A 17324-nucleotide genomic window follows, 5' to 3' on the forward strand; every position below is an offset into this window, starting at 1 on the left:
GCAGGACATAATGATGAAAAAAGTCGTACTTGCCGCGCTCCTGACGAGTATAAGCCTGAGCGCCACTGCAGCACAGACTATCCGTTTCGCCACCGAAGCATCCTATCCTCCGTTTGAGTTCGTTGATGCCGATAATAAGATCCAGGGTTTTGATGTCGATTTAGCCAACGCTTTGTGTAAAGAGATCGACGCCACCTGTACCTTTACCAATCAGGCTTTTGACAGCCTGATTCCCAGCCTGAAGTTCCGCCGCTTCGATGCCGTAATGGCCGGTATGGATATTACTCCCGATCGCGAAAAGCAGGTGTTATTCACTCAGCCTTACTATGACAATTCCGCGCTGTTTATTGCGCAAAAAGGCAAAGTGGCTGATATTGCGGCGTTGAAGGGAAAACGCGTTGGCGTGCAGAACGGCACCACTCACCAAACCTATCTTACTGATAAGCAGGGTGAGGTGACGATAGTCCCTTACGACAGCTATCAAAATGCCATCCTGGATCTAAAAAACGGGCGCATTGATGCGGTATTCGGTGATACTGCCGTGGTGAACGAATGGCTGAAGCAGAATCCTGGCCTTGCCAGCGTTGGCGAGAAAGTGACGGATAAGGCTTACTTCGGTACCGGATTAGGTATCGCTCTGCGTCTGGGCAACAGTGAATTGCAGGGCAAGCTTAACGCCGCGCTGGATAAAGTGAAGGCTGACGGTCGTTGGAAGACCATCTATCAGAAATGGTTTCAGCAGTAATTAACTAATGAATGAGCTGATTATTTTAGCACGTGCCGCCGGGATGACCGTCGGCCTTGCCGTTTGTGCTCTAATTGCAGGGTTAATCCTGGCAATGATTTTTGCCGTGTGGGAATCCGCCCGCTGGCGCCCCGTTGCCTGGCTGGGGACGGGCCTGGTGACGTTGTTCCGTGGTCTGCCTGAAATTCTGGTCGTGCTGTTTATCTATTTTGGTGCCTCGCAACTGCTGCTGACGCTATCCGATGGTTTTACGCTTAATCTTGGCCTGTTTACGCTACCCGTAAAAGTTGAGATCGAAAACTTTGATGTCAGTCCGTTTCTGTGTGGCGTGATTGCACTGGCAATCCTTTATTCATCTTACGCCTCGCAAACATTACGCGGTGCGCTTCAGGCCGTTCCTGCCGGACAATGGGAATCAGGTCAGGCGCTGGGCATGACGAAAACCGCCATCTTTTTTCGCTTGATTATGCCGCAGATGTGGCGACATGCATTGCCAGGACTGGGCAATCAATGGTTAGTTCTGCTGAAAGATACCGCGCTGGTTTCACTGATTAGCGTGAACGACCTGATGCTGCAGACCAAAAGTATTGCCACCCGCACCCAGCAACCTTTTACCTGGTATGTGGCTGCCGCTGTGATTTATCTGCTGATTACGCTACTCAGCCAGTTTGTGTTGAAGCGTATTGAGCGCCGTACCACCCGATTTGAACGGGGTAATAGCTAATGCTGGCGTATTTACCTGAGCTTCTGAAAGGATTACATACCAGCCTAACGCTAACTGCCGCAGCACTGCTGCTGGCGCTAGTGATGGCAATCCTGTTTACCGTCGTGCTGGCACTTAAAATACCGGTCTTAAACCCGATCGTTAGAGGATATATTACGCTGTTTACCGGTACGCCATTACTGGTGCAGATCTTCTTGATTTACTACGGCCCTGGGCAGTTCCCGTCAATCCAGCAAGTGCCGTGGCTATGGCATTTGCTGTCACAGCCCTGGCTCTGCGCGATGCTGGCACTGTCTCTGAATAGCGCGGCCTATACCACCCAGCTTTTTTATGGTGCAGTACGTGCAATCCCTGCGGGACAATGGCAATCCTGCGCCGCGCTGGGAATGAACCGCAAAGCGACACTGGGTATTTTGCTGCCCTATGCGTTTAAACGGGCCCTCTCCTCTTATTCTAACGAAGTAGTGCTGGTGTTTAAGAGTACATCGCTGGCGTATACCATTACACTGATGGAAGTGATGGGGCACGGTCAGCTGCTGTACGGACGCACCTATGATGTCAGCGTATTCGCGGCTGCCGGCTTGATCTATCTTTGCGTCAATGGATTGCTGACCCTGCTGATGCGATTAATCGAACGTCGTGCGCTGGCGTTTGAACAGAGAAATTAGTCAAAAAGGCGAGCATCTCTCGCCTTTTTTCATGGTCCCGACCTGAACCCGTTCAGCAAAGCCCTTCACCTCCGACGTTCTTTCAGGATCTCAGGGTCAATAGTGTCAGCACTTCATAATGTGCAGTATGGGGAAACATATCGAACAGCTGCACACGCTCGATCTGATAATTGGGTAAGCGCGCGATATCGTCAGCCAGCGTCTGCGCATTGCAGCTGGAATAGAGTATCCTGTCCGGCGCCATCTGGTGCAGGTATTCACACAGTGCCTGTCCCAACCCCCGCCGTGGTGGATTAACCAAGACCAATTGCGGGACTTCCTGCTTCGATAGTGCAAAGTGCGTTGAGTCAAGCGCGGCAAACTGAACCTTGCTGAGTCCCATTTCCGCTGCTGAGCGTTGCGCGCAGGCGATAGCCTGCGGGCTAATTTCAATGCCGGTTAATGTCATGTGCTCATGTGCACAATGCAGGCCAAACCCACCAACGCCACAGAACAGATCCCACATTTGCGAGATATTGTGTTCGCTGACCCACTCACGAGCGGTAGCATAGAGCGTAGCGGCAACCTCCGGGTTGGTCTGGAAAAAACTTTGCGGACGGATCCACAGCGGCACATGATTCAGTTGCTCAGCCAACGCCTGGTTTTCCGTTAAGATAATCTCCTCTTCCCCTTCCAGGACCGCCATGGGTACCGGCTGAATGTTGGCCGAGATCACGCTCAGCGCAGGGACCTGCTGCTGTAGCCAGGGCAATGCAGCTTTCAACTGAGCTAACTTGCTGGTAGAACGCAGTACAAAACGCAACATAAATTCGCCACGGCTGCTTTCAGTCAACAAAATATATTTCAGTTCGCCGCGTCGACGCACCACATGGTAAGGCGTTAGACCCGCACGGGCGATAAACGGCTTCAGGAGAGCAAAAATCGTCGTGAATGACACCGGATAGAGTGGGCACGCCGTCAGATCCACCGCCGTCCCGTCCCGGTGCAGCATCCCCAGCAATGGTCGCTCAACACTCCCACTGACCACCATTTTCGCCTTATTACGGAAATGTTGCTGCCGTGAAAGGACCGGCTCTCGCCATTGCGCGACCGGATGAGCCACTAGCAGTTGCTCAAGATGAGATTGTTTATCGGTGATTTGCTGAGGATAATCTTTTTCCAGCCACTGGCAAGAGCGACAGCGGTCAGCATCATAGAGCGCGCAATGCATGATAAAGCCTGTGTTATTCAGTCGGACAAAATGCGGAGCGGAATTGTAACATTGCCGCCTTAGCGGCGGCGAAAAAAATGTCGGCTGCTGATCGGGATAAACAGCAACAGCAACACCACTACATCCGGGAATTTTTGCAGCAGCAATGTGTGCACAATTTCCGCGTTCGTTTCACCACTGACACTGAATATTTCCGGATGCACCCAGCCGAACGACGCCACCAGCATATACAACATTACCAGCGCCTGAGTCATCGCATAACCCCAGCGCCCCCAGTTAGCACCACGCATCAGTACCATCGCACAGCGCAACTCAAGGAAGAAAATCAGTTGGCTGGCAATAAAAATCAGCGTGGAATCCCATGTCTGTGCGCTACGATGGATGAAACTCACAATTTCATCATAGCCCAGCTCATTGGCCAGCAGCAGCAGACTCAGGCAGCGTGTAGCGATAATGGCCGTGCCGGCAATCAGTACCGGCACGGGAATGGATGAACGCATTTTTAATACCGTATTAACCACGTCGAGCCTTCTGAATATCGCTAATACGTTGTTTTTCTTCGTGAGCCATAAAACGCCAGGCGATAAAACCCACAAGACCCACAACAAACAGAATCAATGACGCAAGCGCATTGATCTCCGGGTTAACCCCACGACGCACGGTCGCAAAAATTTGCATGGGTAACGTGGTTGCGCCAGGACCGGTGACAAAGCTTGAGATCACTAAATCATCCAGAGAGAGTGTAAACGCTAATAACCATCCGGTCACGATCGCAGGCGCAATCATCGGCACCGTAATAACGAAAAATACCTTCAGCGGTGTCGCGCCAAGGTCCATTGCGGCTTCTTCAATCGAACGGTCCAGTTCACGTAAGCGGGAGTTGATCACCACCGCCACATACGCGGTACAAAACGTGACGTGTGCCAACCAGATAGTCAGCATGCCGCGATCGCTCGGCCAGCCCAGCGCATGCCCCATCGCCACAAACAGCAGCAACAGCGACAAACCGGTGATCACATCCGGCATCACCAGCGGCGCAGTCAGCATAAAAGCAAATCCGGTTGAGCCGCGAAAGCGGCCAAAACGCACCACAACCACGGCAGCAAGTGTGCCTAATACCACCGCCATCGACGCTGTCAGTGCCGCGATGCTGAGGCTCAGGCTGACCGCGCCGATCATCGCATCATCCTGAAACAACACCTTATACCAGTGCAAGGTGAAACCTTCCCATACGGTCACCAGCAGGGAGCTGTTGAAGGAGTAGACCACCAGCAGCAGCATGGGTGCATAGAGGAAAGCAAAACCGAACAGCAGAATGATCTTCCGCCACGGCGAACGAATCGCAGGAAGTTGATTCATGCTTTGTCCCCCATCTCTTTATTCTGATGCTTATGAAACCAGATAATAGGCAGGATCAATATCAGCAGGATAATCACCGCCAGCGCTGAGGCGACCGGCCAGTCTCGATTGTTAAAGAACTCCTGCCAGATAATACGTCCAATCATGATGCTATCCGGGCCGCCCAGGAGTTCAGGGATGACATACTCGCCCACCGCAGGAATGAAGACCAGCATCGAGCCTGCGATAATGCCCCCTTTGGTTAACGGGACGATCACATGGAAGAACGTTTTCAGGGGGCGCGCGCCCAGATCCAGCGACGCTTCGACCAGTGAATAATCGATACGCGTTAATGCGGTGTAGATCGGGAGCACCATAAACGGCAGATAGCAGTACACAATGCCAATATAAACCGCCACGTTGGTATAAAGGATCACCAGTGGATGATCAATAATACCCAGCCACAGCAAAAAGCGGTTAAGAATACCGTTATTGTTCAACAATCCCATCCAGGCATAAACCCGCACCAGAAAAGAGGTCCAGGAAGGCAGGATGACCAGCAACAATAGCACGCTACGCATCGACGGCTGGCTGTGCGCGATCGCCCAGGCCAGTGGATACCCGATGGCCAGGCAGATCAGGGTAGAGATTGCCGCCACTTTCAGCGATTGCAAATACGCATCCGCATAGAGTGGATCATCAGTCAGCGTAAAATAGTTACCGAGGTTTAGCACCACGCTGAGCTGATCGTCAGCCCAGCCGATCAGCTCAGTATAAGGCGGGATCGCGCGGGCAATATCGGCAAAACTGATTTTCAGTACGATCAAAAACGGCAACAGAAACAGCAGCGTCAGCCACAGATACGGTAACGCAATCACAAATTTCCGACCGTGTTTCATTTGCAATCGCGTCAGCAGAGAACGGCCTGCCGTGACGCTGGGGGGCTTGCCGGTATGTTCAGTTTGTTGGCTCATGTTTCCCTCAGCTTATACCGTCAGAACCACACAGCTGTCGGCATCCCAGCAGAGACGCACTTCATCGCCCCAGGTGGGCGCGCCTTTGCGGAAGCGGTGGGCGTTTTGCAGCTGTGCGCTAATCATCTGGCCGCTTTGCAGGCGGACATGATAGATAGAGAGATCGCCCAGATAAGCAATGTGCACCACCTCACCGAAAGCAAAATTACAGCCATCCTCCGGGACGTCATCGCATAGCATGACTTTTTCCGGGCGTAATGCGATGAAGATCGGCACATTATCAACAACCGACGCATCAGAATCGATTTTGAGTGGATGAATCAAGCCCGGGCTGTCGATAATCAGGCCATGGTCCTGCCGCTCGCGCAGTACCCCTTCAAAGACATTGACTGACCCGATAAACTCCGCGCTGTAGCGGCTGGTTGGGTGTTCGTAGATCTCTTCGGGCTCGCCAATTTGCACAAATTTTCCGCGATTCATAATGGCGATTCGCCCTGCCATGGTCATCGCCTCTTCCTGATCGTGAGTGACCATGACACAGGTTGCGCCAACGCGCTCAAGGATATCGACCACTTCCAGTTGCATCCGGTCACGCAGCTTTTTATCCAGCGCACCCATCGGCTCATCCAGTAGCAGTAACTTAGGCCGTTTAGCCAGGCTACGCGCCAGAGCAACGCGCTGGCGCTGACCGCCAGAGAGCTGGTGCGGTTTCCGTTTGGCAAACTCCTGCATATGAACCAGCGTCAGCATCTCTTCAACCCGGTGCTTAATTTCATCCTTCGGCAGACGGTCCTGTTTCAGTCCAAACGCAATATTTTGCTCCACTGTCATATGAGGAAACAACGCATAGGACTGGAACATCATGTTAATTGGCCGCTGGTAAGGCGGAACGTGCGATAAATCCTGCCCGTCGAGTACGATCTGCCCCTGCGTGGGTGACTCAAAACCGGCCAGCATACGCAGTAGCGTTGATTTGCCGCAGCCGGATGCCCCGAGCAGCGCAAAAATCTCGCCTTGATAGATGGTCAGGCTGACATCATCCACGGCATGTTGGCCTTCGAATGATTTGGTCAGGTTACGGATTTCCAGCAGCGGGGTAAGCGCTTTGGCTGGCTTAGGATGCGGACGAGGGATGGCGTCGTTCACTAACAATACTCTCCGACACTAAACGGACACAGGCGATTGCCATCACCCCACCTCACCGCTCCGATCTTGGCCAGCGCGATGAGGAAAAGGATGACAACAATGCCGTTAGGTTTTACGCCTCCATCACAGGAAGCGATTTATGGGAACGTCAGGCGATAACAACGAATTATTTACCGCTTTTTACTTTGGTCCAGGCGCGGGTGCGGACACGGTCAAGCCTTGGATCCTGTACTTTCAGCACGAACAATTTGCTCATGATGTCCGGCGTCGGGAAGATACCAGGATTGTCACGCACGCTGGCATCGATCAACGGAACCGATGCTTTGTTACCGTTAGCGTAGAACATTTTATTGGAGATATCGGCGATCACCTTCGGTTCCATCAGATAATTGAGGAACTGGTAGGCTTCATCGACATTTTTAGCATCTTTCGGGATCGCTAACGTATCAAAGAAAGCCAGTGCGCCCTGCTTCGGGATGCTGTAGGCGATGTTTACGCCATTTTTCGCTGCCACCGCACGGTTTTTCGCCTGCAGAACATCCCCTGCCCAGCCGATCGCCACGCAGATGTTACCGTTCGCTAAATCATTAATGTACTGAGAGGAATGGAAATAGCGGATCGACGGACGCAGTTTCAACAACAAATCGGTCGCCGGGCCGGAGTAATCTTTCGGATCGCTGCTGTTCGGATCTTTACCCAGATAATTCAGTACAGTAGAGAAAACTTCTTCCGGCGCATCCAGGAATGACACACCACAGCTTTTCAGTTTTTCCAGGTTTTCCGGCTTCAGCACCAGGTCCCAGCTGTCCACTGGCGCGTCCTGGCCCAGAACTGCTTTGACTTTATCGACGTTATAGCCAATACCGGTGGTAGCCCACAGATAGGGGATGGCGTATTTATTACCGGGATCGTGTTGCGCCACTTTTTCCAGCAGTGCCGGATCAAGGTTTTTGTAGTTTGGCAACTTACTCTTATCCAGCGGCTGGAACACATCTGACTGAAGCTGGCGCGCCAGGAAACTGGAAGACGGCACCACGATATCGTAACCGGTGCTTCCCGCCATCAGTTTGCCTTCCAGCACTTCGTTAGAATCAAACACGTCATAGACGACGTTAATCCCGCTCTGCTTCTCGAAATTCGGCACCGTATCGGCAGAGATATAATCTGACCAGTTATAGACGTGCAGCGTCTTTTGTTCTGCTATGGTGCCGGCGGAAACCACCATCAACGCACCCGCAACTACACCTGACAACCATTTTTTACGTTGGTTGAACATGTCTTCATACCTCCAGAATAGGGCTTAATAAAATTCTGCAGAACAAGCAAATCGCTCGCGCGTCAGCAAACGGTAAAAATATTCCCACCGTACTTTAAGTCGCAGGTTTTCAGCTGCGGCCAAATTAGGTTGGTCACCAAAAGCTCAAGACCACAATGAATGAATATTCACGATAGCCGCTAACAGGAAAAACGATTACCTCAGTAACTTGCATGACATAGCAGTAATCAATTTGTCCATCTCTTGCGCGAAAGCATCATGCCAGGCAGCGTAATCAGCGCACCTGGCGTTACGCGCCCGATAGTGCCCCGCAAGCATAGCCCCCAACACACTTACAGACCATACCTCAGCGTAAAAAACGCCTTTTATCGATTAATTATGCACGTTTCTTCTCTGTGATATGCCAGATACGGTATAAACGACGAGAAAAATCTGGCAATTAAGGGCAAAATGCAGAATAAAAAATGGTAGTGAAGGAGCAGAAAATATGGGTAAACCCTACGATTAACGTCCAATACACCGCGTCGCGCTCAGCAAGGTTATTAATACTTTCGCTATAATAAGCTAAAGACAGACTCAGCTTACCCATTACTCTGATTAATCCATTTCATCATAGCTCGCATCCGCCTTTCCAGCCTGGTATGTTCATCGGCAGCGGCGTATATGACATGACATGGGAAATAGCTAACAAAATGAAACTTACTGTGTAGCACTTCTCTTCATTGCCATGAAAGAAGTGTTGCCCAATACAGGCAACAGTAGAGAGTAAATATAATGAAAATTGAAGGAAGTATTGCTCTGGTAACCGGCGCTAGCCGGGGTATTGGAAAAGCGTATATCGAGGCTCTGATTAAACGTGGAGCAAAAAAGATTTATGCAACGGCGCGTGATGCTGACGCCATTAAACACGCAGGGGTTGAGCGTCTTTCGCTGGATATCACTAAACCTGAAGATATCGCCGCCGCAGCGGCCATCGCCAGCGATGCCACGATCCTCATTAACAACGCAGGCATAGCGACTAATCAGCATCTGGTAACCGGTGATTTGGATCTAATTCGTCTCGAGATGGATACGCATTTCTATGGTTTGCTCAATATGGTGCGGGCATTCTCTCCGGTGCTGGGAAAAAATGGCGGAGGCGCAATCGTGAATATGTTGTCTCTGACCTCCTGGTTCAGCTATCCTGGCGCAGAAGCCTATTCGGCAGCCAAAGCCGCCGCCTGGAGCTTAACGAACAGCGCACGCCTGGAGCTGGCCAGCCAGGGCACTCAGGTGATCGGAGTTCAGCTTGGTGCAACGGATACTGATATGATGAAAGGGATTGATATGCCCAAAAATGATCCGGCCAATGTCGCGAATGCTGCACTGGATGCAATTGAAAATGGCGACTGGGAAGTGCTCGCTGATGAAGCGACGCGTCAGGTAAAAGCAGGGCTTTCTGTTGATCCTAAATTGCTTTACGCCGGATTGATGAACTCTGCATCGTCATAACTTACGGTCAACATATACCGTTTATGCCACCAGATGATCTTTTTGCTGGCATTGAGGTAAGTTCCCCAGTGTTCCGGGGAACTTACCGCCATCGTACGGCCTGAAACAGACCGCGGATTGCGGATTAATGCAGCACCGAGTACCGTTCCGTCATCGAAGAGAGCTCATCATCTTCACCCACCACCAACAAATTATTCGCAAAAGCTTCCACGATTACCATGGAGATTTGTTCTTCACTTTGCTGCATAAAGTGTGAAAATTGCGCGAAAGTCAAACCGACTGCGGTACTGATTGACTGGCAAACGATCAGTTTGGGCAGGTTGTCATCCTGGATATCGAGAAAAGCCTTAACTGTTAGCGAGCTGGCGTTAATCTGCGATAAATCACCGGCCAATGGAATCAGTGCTGTCGGCTTTACTTCAGCCAGAGCAGAAAACAGGACGACCCCATCAACCAGATCTATCTTGGCATCGAAAACGCCATCAAAATTTTGCATATGCGGCAGATGAAGTGCCTGGCAAGCATCGCATTCAAACCAGGTAATGCTTTGTTGATCCAGCCAACGTCGCAACACGTCAATATCTGGAACGACGAGTGAATCCATAACCAACTGCCTCATGCTACCGTTAAAGAGCGCACTAGCTTACGGAAAAACCGTGGCGAACACCACGCCTGTACCATAAATATGCTATTTACCCGCCGGTTTTAAGGCGGAAACCCGGCTGCGCGTGCTGCTCAATCCACGCGATCATCATCGAGGCAATATCTAAACCAGTTGTTTTTTCAATACCTTCCAGTCCAGGCGAAGCGTTGACCTCCATGACCAGCGGCCCACGTTTGGCACGTAAAATATCGACACCGGCAACATCCAATCCTAGCGTCAATGCTGCCTTAACGGCAATTTCACGTTCACGTTCGGTGATTTCAACACGCTTTGCAGTACCGCCGCGATGTAGATTAGAACGGAAGTCGCCCTCTTTCGCCTGCCGTTCGATAGCCCCAACCACCTGTTGTCCAATCACCAGGCAGCGAATGTCCCGCCCGTTTGCTTCTTTGATATACTCCTGCACCAGGATATGCGCATTAAGGCCGCGAAAAGCATCAATAACGCTCTCTGCGGCCTGCCGCGTCTCCGCCAAAACCACGCCAATGCCCTGTGTCCCCTCAACCAGCTTCACCACCAACGGCGCACCGCCGACCATATCAATCAGATCGCGGGTATCATCGGGAGAGTGAGCAAAGCCGGTGACGGGCATATCAATGCCTTGACGTGCCAGTAGCTGTAAAGAACGCAATTTATCGCGAGCCCGGGTAATGGCTACGGACTCATTCAGAGGATAACTGCCGCACATCTCAAACTGCCGTAGCACTGCGGTACCATAGAACGTTGTCATGGTACCGATGCGCGGAATAACAGCATCAAAGTGGCCTAGCGGCCGACCGCGGTAATGCACCGCTGCGGATGCCGGGTTGATATTCATATAGCAAGAGAGTGGATCAATAATCTCAACGCTATGCCCACGGGCAATAGCTGCTGCCCGCAGTTGTTTGCAGGAATAAAGGGATCCATCCCGCGATAAAATAGCAATTTTCATTCACGCTCTCCGGCTGGCAGCGCCTAACGCGTTGCCCACCCCTGCTGATGTAAGTAATCGAGAATGAAGGGGCGACTTTCACGCACAATAGTGCGTTTAATCTGCTCGCTCCAGCTGTCCTGTCGCTGGTTACTGCCACGCGCCATATAGTATTCCACCAGTTCGCGATCGTACTCTTCCAGCAACGCCGGCTCTATCGGCTGATAGCTGTTCTCATGCACCATCATTTTCGCGGGCATACGGGGTTTCACATCAGGCTGCTGAGCGGGCCAGCCAAGACACATACCAAACAGTGGGAGAACATGCTGCGGAAGATTCAGTTCGTGGGTAACCTGCGCAATATTATTACGAATGCCACCGATACAGACACCGCCAAGGCCGAGTGATTCCGCCGCCAACAGCGCATTCTGCCCCATCATTGCGGTATCAACACACCCCAGCAGTAGCTGTTCAGCCAGTCCCAGTTCTGCCTGCGGGCAAATCTGCAAATGGCGATTAAAATCGGCGCAGAAAACCCAAAATTCGGCGGCCTGTGCCACGTATCGCTGTTCACCCGCCAGATGCGCGAGTTTTTCGCGTAGCGCACGATCGGTAATCCGAATAATAGAAGAGCACTGTAGAAAACTTGAGCTGGAAGCCGATTGAGCCGCAGCAATAATAGCTTCACGCTGTTCATCCGAGAGGGGTTGTTCGGTAAAAGCACGGATTGAACGATGAGCACGCTGTAAATCAATGGTCGGCGTCATGTGAGTCTCCGGATTGGGGGTTATTTTTGCCACGTTTTGCTCTGCCAAACAGCTCGGGAGCCAGTGCTTGTGCAGTGCGCCACATCAGCGTAATCGCCGCAGGCAGCATCAGAACGATACCGGTAAAAAACATCAGTGTTGCCGGACCTTTACCGCTTAGCACGGCGGGCATGACTCCCCATCGGTTAATCGACAACATCGCCAGTGCCAACAAAAAGATGCCCATAACTTCAAGCACCAGCACTGGTTTTGATAGCTCGCCAAACGAACGCATGTTTGCTCTCTTCGCTAAAAATCCTGAATGTTACGGTGCCCCTGCTGCACAACCGCCGCTCTATTAAAACCCAAATATGGCGTTTGTGCATAGTCTCTGCTAATTGGATTAACAGGCATTTCCTTCTTCCTTTCTCCCATCGAAGCGGGCATCATAAACGCATTAGTTAGTATATTGTGACTTACATCACATAAAATCTCACCTTGAGGAGAAACCTATGTTTGCAGTAATTTTTGGGCGCCCGGGCTGTCCTTACTGTGTTCGCGCGAAAGAGCTGGCGGAAAAACTGACCGAAGAGCGTGAGGATTTTAACTTCCGTTATATTGATATCCATGCCGAAGGCATCACCAAGGCCGATCTTGAGAAAACCGTTGGTAAGCCGGTAGAAACCGTACCGCAGATTTTTCTCGATCAGAAGCACATCGGCGGCTGTACGGATTTTGAAGCCTACGCGAAAGAGCACCTGAATCTTTTTCAGTAATAAATAACGCGTAGTAAAAAACGGACCTGTCGTATGACAGGTCCGTTTTTTTGTATCTTTTACCGGTAAATTTTCCCAAGGTGTCACATCGGGGAAAAGGCGCGCCACAGCAGCACACCTACTGCACCAGAGCCACACCAGAATGTAGCACTGATATGATAAGCCAGCTCCTGCCAAAAACCGTGATAGTGGGTTAAACAGGCAGAAAACGTTAACAGGCATAACGGCGTGGCCAGCAATGCTCCAAGTAACGACGTACCAAGCGCACCTTTGCGATTGAATAATGCCGTGCCGATACCGGGCAGTATAAATAATAAAAGTCCAGGCTGACTTTGTGATGTCTCATCGCTGAACGTTGCCACAGTGGAGTGCGCGGCAATGTAAACCAGCCAGTAAAACATCATGCAGCTCATCAGGCCAGGCAGTCGGATGCCCTGCAATAACATAATTTCACCTCAATCATTTTCGCGTTAATAGTGAATCATTAACTTCCGAGAACGCCTGACTAAAAATCAACCAGGTGACGATTTGAAGGCGGGTATCACGATCCAGGTGGTGCGAATCATCAAGCCAATACTATTGTGATTTGCAGAATAACAACCACAGGAAAAAGTTAAAATTATGCTGGCTTTTTGTGGCTGAAATAATAATTAATGCTTAAAATAAACACCCGCTTTATTTATCCCATTGCGACGGAACGCAAGCACCAAAGCGACGTCATCAATCAGATAAACATTAGCGCATAAAACCATTGATCTCAACAAGTTACTAGTAAACAAGAAGTTAACTCGTGAATATAAACGTCGCAAATTTGTTAAGCGGAAATTACATCCTGTTATTATTCGTCGTACTGGCGATAGGGTTATGTCTGGGGAAATTACGCTTAGGGTCCGTACAGCTGGGTAATTCCATCGGCGTACTCGTCGCTTCACTTCTTTTAGGGCAACAACATTTCTCCATAAATACTGATGCACTTAATTTAGGATTTATGTTGTTTATTTTTTGCGTGGGTGTCGAAGCCGGGCCCAATTTCTTTTCGATTTTTTTCCGCGACGGTAAAAATTATCTGATGCTCGCCATGATCATGGTCGCCAGCGCATTGTTAATGGCATTGGGGCTGGGTAAGCTGCTTGGATGGGATATTGGCTTAACGGCAGGTATGCTCGCGGGCTCAATGACGTCAACGCCTGTGTTGGTTGGAGCAGGCGATACGCTGCGTCAAACCATCAGTGACAACCAAACACTGGGTGCAATGCAGGATAATCTCAGTTTAGGCTATGCCCTGACCTATCTCGTTGGACTGGTGAGCCTTATTTTTGGTGCGCGCTATTTGCCAAAATTACAGCATCAGGATCTGCCAACCAGTGCTCAGCAGATTGCGCGTGAACGCGGGCTCGATACCGACAGTCAGCGTAAAGTTTATCTTCCGGTTATTCGTGCTTATCGCGTTGGCCCTGAACTGGTCGCCTGGGCTGATGGGAAGAACCTGCGAGAACTGGGGATCTATCGCCAAACGGGATGCTATATTGAGCGAATCCGCCGTAATGGAATCCTCGCCAACCCCGATGGGGATGCCGTGCTGCAGGTGGGCGATGAAATTTCGCTGGTGGGATATCCGGACGCGCATTCAAGGCTTGATACCAGCTTCCGTAACGGTAAAGAGGTATTTGACCGTGATTTGCTGGATATGCGCATCGTTACCGAAGAGATTGTGGTGAAGAACCACAATGCGGTCAATAAACGTCTCGGACAACTGAAGCTAACCGATCATGGTTGTTTTCTTAACCGCGTGATCCGAAGTCAGATTGAGATGCCCGTTGATGATAACGTCATGCTGAATAAAGGCGATGTGCTGCAGGTTAGCGGGGAAACCCGTCGGGTGAAAACCGTCGCCGACCGCATCGGATTTATCTCCATCCACAGCCAGGTTACCGACCTGCTTGCCTTCTGCGCCTTTTTTATTATCGGTCTGATGATCGGCATGATCACCTTTCAGTTCAGCAGCTTTAGTTTTGGCATTGGTAACGCTGCCGGCCTGCTTTTTTCCGGCATTATGCTCGGTTTTCTCCGCGCGAATCACCCCACCTTCGGTTACATTCCTCAAGGTGCGCTGACGATGGTGAAAGAATTTGGTTTGATGGTGTTTATGGCTGGCGTCGGCTTAAGCGCAGGTAGCGGTATTACACATGGTCTGGGTCTGACAGGCCTGGAAATGCTGGCAGCAGGCTTAGCGGTCAGTTTGGTTCCGGTAGTGATCTGCTTTCTGTTTGGTGCTTACGTATTAAAAATGAATCGTGCCTTACTTTTCGGCGCCATTATGGGAGCGCGCACCTGTGCACCTGCCATGGAGATTATTAGCGATACGTCACGCAGTAATATTCCTGCACTGGGCTACGCAGGAACCTATGCCATTGCGAACGTTCTGCTGACCCTGGCAGGGACCTTAATTGTTATCATTTGGCCCATTTTCGGCGGCTGAAAATATTTATAAATTTTGCAGAACTTTTATATCGCGACACAGTCTTAATTTATGCCACTGCTTTTCTTTGAAATTCCCAAATTGTGGAGCCCGCTAGTCTGATGATTAGCGGGTTTTTTTATTCCTCAAATATATACCCAATGTACCGACGGCTGAGATTTTAACGCGCCTTCATTCTTATGCATCAAATTAATTACGCTGTGCAATGCTGTTAGTACCGAACGCTATCTTCACACGCATCTCATTATCACGTCCGGAGTAAATAGATAACCGCTGGTTATTGTTCTGTATTCAAGTCAGCGAACGGGCCGGGTATCCAGCCTGCGCAGGCGCTTAATGTTTCCTTAAGCGAAACACGTCAGCATACATAATCTGTTTCCTCGCCCATAAAAATGTCATGATTCCGTCATCTAAGTTAAACAAACACACAACACCTGCGCCGATTAAGATAATCTCTCTTTACCCTTTATCCACCACCTTTTACGCTATCCACTTCGTTTTACTGGCTTTTTCGGGCCTGCTGTTCATCTGGTTATCGCGTAGTGAAAGCTAGGATCTGATGATTTCATATCACTGGTACGATCCCGTTACCCGACAATTTCCGTGGAAGGATAGCGTCTGGCTTGACGCGATCAACCACCGTTTGCTGAAGGATATCATCATCGCCCTGGCGGTATGCATGCTGTTAACCGGGTTGTTCCGCCGCCGATCGCGGTTCATTTTGGTGGCTTTATTGATCGGGGTCGGCGCAGCGGTTATCGGCCTGCTGAAAGCCTCGAGTGCGCACTCCTGCCCGTGGAGTCTGGTGGAGTTCGGTGGTCATGCTGTTTCCTGGCCTCTTTTCGGCACGCCCCCGCTAAATAGCGGGCCGGGGCACTGTTTCCCTGGCGGACATGCTTCAAGTGGCTTTGGGATCATGGCCCTGTTTTTTTTATTTTATCGCGAACGTCCCGTGCTGGCTTGGGGCTGCTGGCTGGCTGGAATCATATTAGGTTTGACGATGGGTTTTGGGCAAGTGATGCGCGGTGCGCACTTTTTCTCCCATAACCTCTGGGCCGGTTGGTGGGTTTGGCTGGTGCAGTTGACCACTTACGGATGCGTTACATATTTATCTCACAAAAAGAGGAAAGAGTCATGATGGAAGAGTTGAACCGGATGTTGTTTCTCTGGATCAACGCTACGCCAGATTCGCCACGATGGGCGATTGCGCTGGCCACGTTTTTGGCAAAAGATCTGATTGCCATTGTCCCACTTCTGATCGTGGGACTTTGGCTATGGGGACCCAAAGAACACGTGACCATTCAGCGGGAACTGGTGCTTAAAACCGGTATTGCATTACTGTATGCGCTGACTATTTCATGGTGTTTGGGAATGCTGTTTCCTCATCCACGCCCTTTTACGCTCGGCTTTGGCTTCCAGTTTCTCAGCCATGCACCGGATGACTCCTACCCAAGCGATCATGGGACAACGATATTCACCTTCGCGTTATCCTTCCTTTACTGGCATCGCCGTTGGTCGGGCATCGCGTTAATGGCCACCGGCGTTGCCATTGCATGGTCACGTATCTATCTGGGTGTGCACTGGCCGCTGGATATGCTTGGCGGGTTGTTAGTTGGCATGCTCGGCTGCCTGTTTTCCCAAATGGCATGGCGCTTATACGGCAGCAGGATGCTAAAATTGTTAAGCGTGCTTTATCGCGTCATTTTTGCTTTGCCAATTCGTAAAGGCTGGGTCCAACGCTGACTCGCCGTGTCGAACAGCAACAGAGCGATATCGACAATGACAAGTTAATACATCTTCAGGCCTTCATGACCGGAGGCCATTTTTTATCCCGGAAAACCTCCACGATGGACAAGTTATATCAATATAACTAAACCATTTCGCTCAAAAAACAACCAATTCGAGCAATATTAAATATCCCCCTACCCCTAAATATTCAGTCAATTCGACCACGACAAATCAATAATGCAGCACCATAAAGTGATTAAAGCCGAAAAATTAAGTCTATAAACCCAGAAACATTCACACAGTTGTGATCGGCATCACCCGTAATTGTTAATTGCCCGCTGTTAACTCTTTTTCCCGATGGTAGAGTGAGCCCCACAAAAAAGTAAGGATTAACTGAAAACACAACGCGGGATTGTTTTTCCCGAAAGAAATAATCATCAGTTACGTTT

At 50.4% G+C, this 17324-nt stretch carries 18 protein-coding genes and 1 pseudogene; 8 read left to right on the forward strand and 11 right to left on the reverse strand.

What is annotated here, in order from left to right:
* The first annotated feature begins 13 nt into the window (after positions 1–13).
* From artJ to artM, 3 genes are read left to right on the forward strand one after another with little or no spacing between them, the layout of a single operon-like run.
* On the forward strand, positions 14–745 hold the full coding sequence (gene artJ / locus J1C60_RS11500; RefSeq protein WP_128178001.1) for an arginine ABC transporter substrate-binding protein: 732 nt from the start codon (positions 14–16) through the stop codon (positions 743–745).
* Positions 746–752: 7 nt separating this feature from the next.
* Complete coding sequence (gene artQ / locus J1C60_RS11505) at positions 753–1469, forward strand: arginine ABC transporter permease ArtQ (RefSeq protein ID WP_128177713.1); 717 nt, start codon at positions 753–755, stop codon at positions 1467–1469.
* Positions 1469–2137: an arginine ABC transporter permease ArtM gene (gene artM, locus J1C60_RS11510; protein WP_128177715.1), complete on the forward strand. Its 669-nt coding sequence runs from the start codon at positions 1469–1471 to the stop codon at positions 2135–2137. Before artQ ends, artM begins: the two co-directional genes overlap by 1 nt.
* An 82-nt stretch (positions 2138–2219) precedes the next feature.
* Here the strand turns inward: artM and rlmC are convergent, their stop codons facing one another.
* From rlmC to potF, 6 genes are all read right to left on the reverse strand, one after another.
* On the reverse strand, positions 2220–3347 hold the full coding sequence (gene rlmC, locus J1C60_RS11515; protein ID WP_128177717.1) for a 23S rRNA (uracil(747)-C(5))-methyltransferase RlmC: 1128 nt from the start codon (positions 3345–3347) through the stop codon (positions 2220–2222).
* Positions 3348–3406: 59 nt separating this feature from the next.
* The gene (locus tag J1C60_RS11520) at positions 3407–3847 is read right to left on the reverse strand and encodes a YbjO family protein (protein WP_128177719.1); all 441 of its coding nucleotides are present in this window, start codon (positions 3845–3847) and stop codon (positions 3407–3409) included.
* A 13-nt stretch (positions 3848–3860) separates the two neighbouring features.
* Entirely contained in the window at positions 3861–4706 is an 846-nt protein-coding gene (gene potI / locus J1C60_RS11525) for a putrescine ABC transporter permease PotI (RefSeq protein WP_128177721.1), read from the reverse strand.
* Complete coding sequence (gene potH / locus J1C60_RS11530; RefSeq protein ID WP_128177723.1) at positions 4703–5659, reverse strand: putrescine ABC transporter permease PotH; 957 nt, start codon at positions 5657–5659, stop codon at positions 4703–4705. Before potH ends, potI begins: the two co-directional genes overlap by 4 nt.
* Positions 5660–5671: 12 nt before the next feature.
* On the reverse strand, positions 5672–6805 hold the full coding sequence (potG, locus tag J1C60_RS11535; RefSeq protein ID WP_128177725.1) for a putrescine ABC transporter ATP-binding subunit PotG: 1134 nt from the start codon (positions 6803–6805) through the stop codon (positions 5672–5674).
* A gap of 166 nt (positions 6806–6971) precedes the next feature.
* A complete protein-coding gene (potF, locus tag J1C60_RS11540; RefSeq protein ID WP_128177727.1) occupies positions 6972–8081 on the reverse strand; it encodes a spermidine/putrescine ABC transporter substrate-binding protein PotF in 1110 nt (369 codons plus the stop codon).
* 774 nt (positions 8082–8855) lie between these two features.
* On the opposite strand from potF, the gene J1C60_RS11545 reads away from it, so the two are divergent.
* Positions 8856–9572: an SDR family oxidoreductase gene (locus J1C60_RS11545; RefSeq protein WP_128177729.1), complete on the forward strand. Its 717-nt coding sequence runs from the start codon at positions 8856–8858 to the stop codon at positions 9570–9572.
* A gap of 124 nt (positions 9573–9696) precedes the next feature.
* On the opposite strand, the gene J1C60_RS11550 is transcribed toward J1C60_RS11545, so the two are convergent.
* From J1C60_RS11550 to J1C60_RS11565, 4 genes are all read right to left on the reverse strand, one after another.
* Entirely contained in the window at positions 9697–10176 is a 480-nt protein-coding gene (locus J1C60_RS11550) for a YbjN domain-containing protein (protein WP_128177731.1), read from the reverse strand.
* A gap of 88 nt (positions 10177–10264) precedes the next feature.
* The gene (gene rimK, locus J1C60_RS11555; RefSeq protein WP_128177733.1) at positions 10265–11167 is read right to left on the reverse strand and encodes a 30S ribosomal protein S6--L-glutamate ligase; all 903 of its coding nucleotides are present in this window, start codon (positions 11165–11167) and stop codon (positions 10265–10267) included.
* Between the two features lie 23 nt (positions 11168–11190).
* On the reverse strand, positions 11191–11913 hold the full coding sequence (nfsA, locus tag J1C60_RS11560; protein ID WP_128177735.1) for an oxygen-insensitive NADPH nitroreductase: 723 nt from the start codon (positions 11911–11913) through the stop codon (positions 11191–11193).
* Positions 11897–12187 carry a YbjC family protein gene (locus J1C60_RS11565; protein ID WP_128177737.1) on the reverse strand — a complete coding sequence of 97 codons (291 nt, stop codon included), beginning with the start codon at positions 12185–12187 and terminating at the stop codon, positions 11897–11899. Before J1C60_RS11565 ends, nfsA begins: the two co-directional genes overlap by 17 nt.
* Positions 12188–12404: 217 nt before the next feature.
* On the opposite strand from J1C60_RS11565, the gene J1C60_RS11570 reads away from it, so the two are divergent.
* Positions 12405–12668: a GrxA family glutaredoxin gene (locus tag J1C60_RS11570; RefSeq protein ID WP_128177739.1), complete on the forward strand. Its 264-nt coding sequence runs from the start codon at positions 12405–12407 to the stop codon at positions 12666–12668.
* Between the two features lie 83 nt (positions 12669–12751).
* Here the strand turns inward: J1C60_RS11570 and ybjM are convergent, their stop codons facing one another.
* The gene (gene ybjM, locus J1C60_RS11575; RefSeq protein WP_128177741.1) at positions 12752–13114 is read right to left on the reverse strand and encodes an inner membrane protein YbjM; all 363 of its coding nucleotides are present in this window, start codon (positions 13112–13114) and stop codon (positions 12752–12754) included.
* 344 nt (positions 13115–13458) lie between these two features.
* Between ybjM and J1C60_RS11580 the strand changes: the two genes are divergently transcribed.
* The 3 genes and pseudogenes from J1C60_RS11580 (at position 13459) to ybjG (ending at position 16890) form a co-directional block, all read left to right on the forward strand.
* Positions 13459–15147 (forward strand): aspartate:alanine antiporter, encoded by a 1689-nt coding sequence (locus J1C60_RS11580; protein ID WP_128177743.1) that lies wholly within the window; start codon positions 13459–13461, stop codon positions 15145–15147.
* 397 nt (positions 15148–15544) lie between these two features.
* Positions 15545–16285: pseudogene (locus J1C60_RS11585) on the forward strand (phosphatase PAP2 family protein).
* Positions 16285–16890 carry an undecaprenyl-diphosphate phosphatase gene (gene ybjG / locus J1C60_RS11590; protein ID WP_128178003.1) on the forward strand — a complete coding sequence of 202 codons (606 nt, stop codon included), beginning with the start codon at positions 16285–16287 and terminating at the stop codon, positions 16888–16890. Before J1C60_RS11585 ends, ybjG begins: the two are co-directional and overlap by 1 nt.
* Positions 16891–17324 lie beyond the last annotated feature (434 nt).

It is taken from the genome of [Pantoea] beijingensis (assembly GCF_022647505.1).
Taxonomy (GTDB): Bacteria; Pseudomonadota; Gammaproteobacteria; order Enterobacterales; family Enterobacteriaceae; genus Erwinia; species Erwinia beijingensis.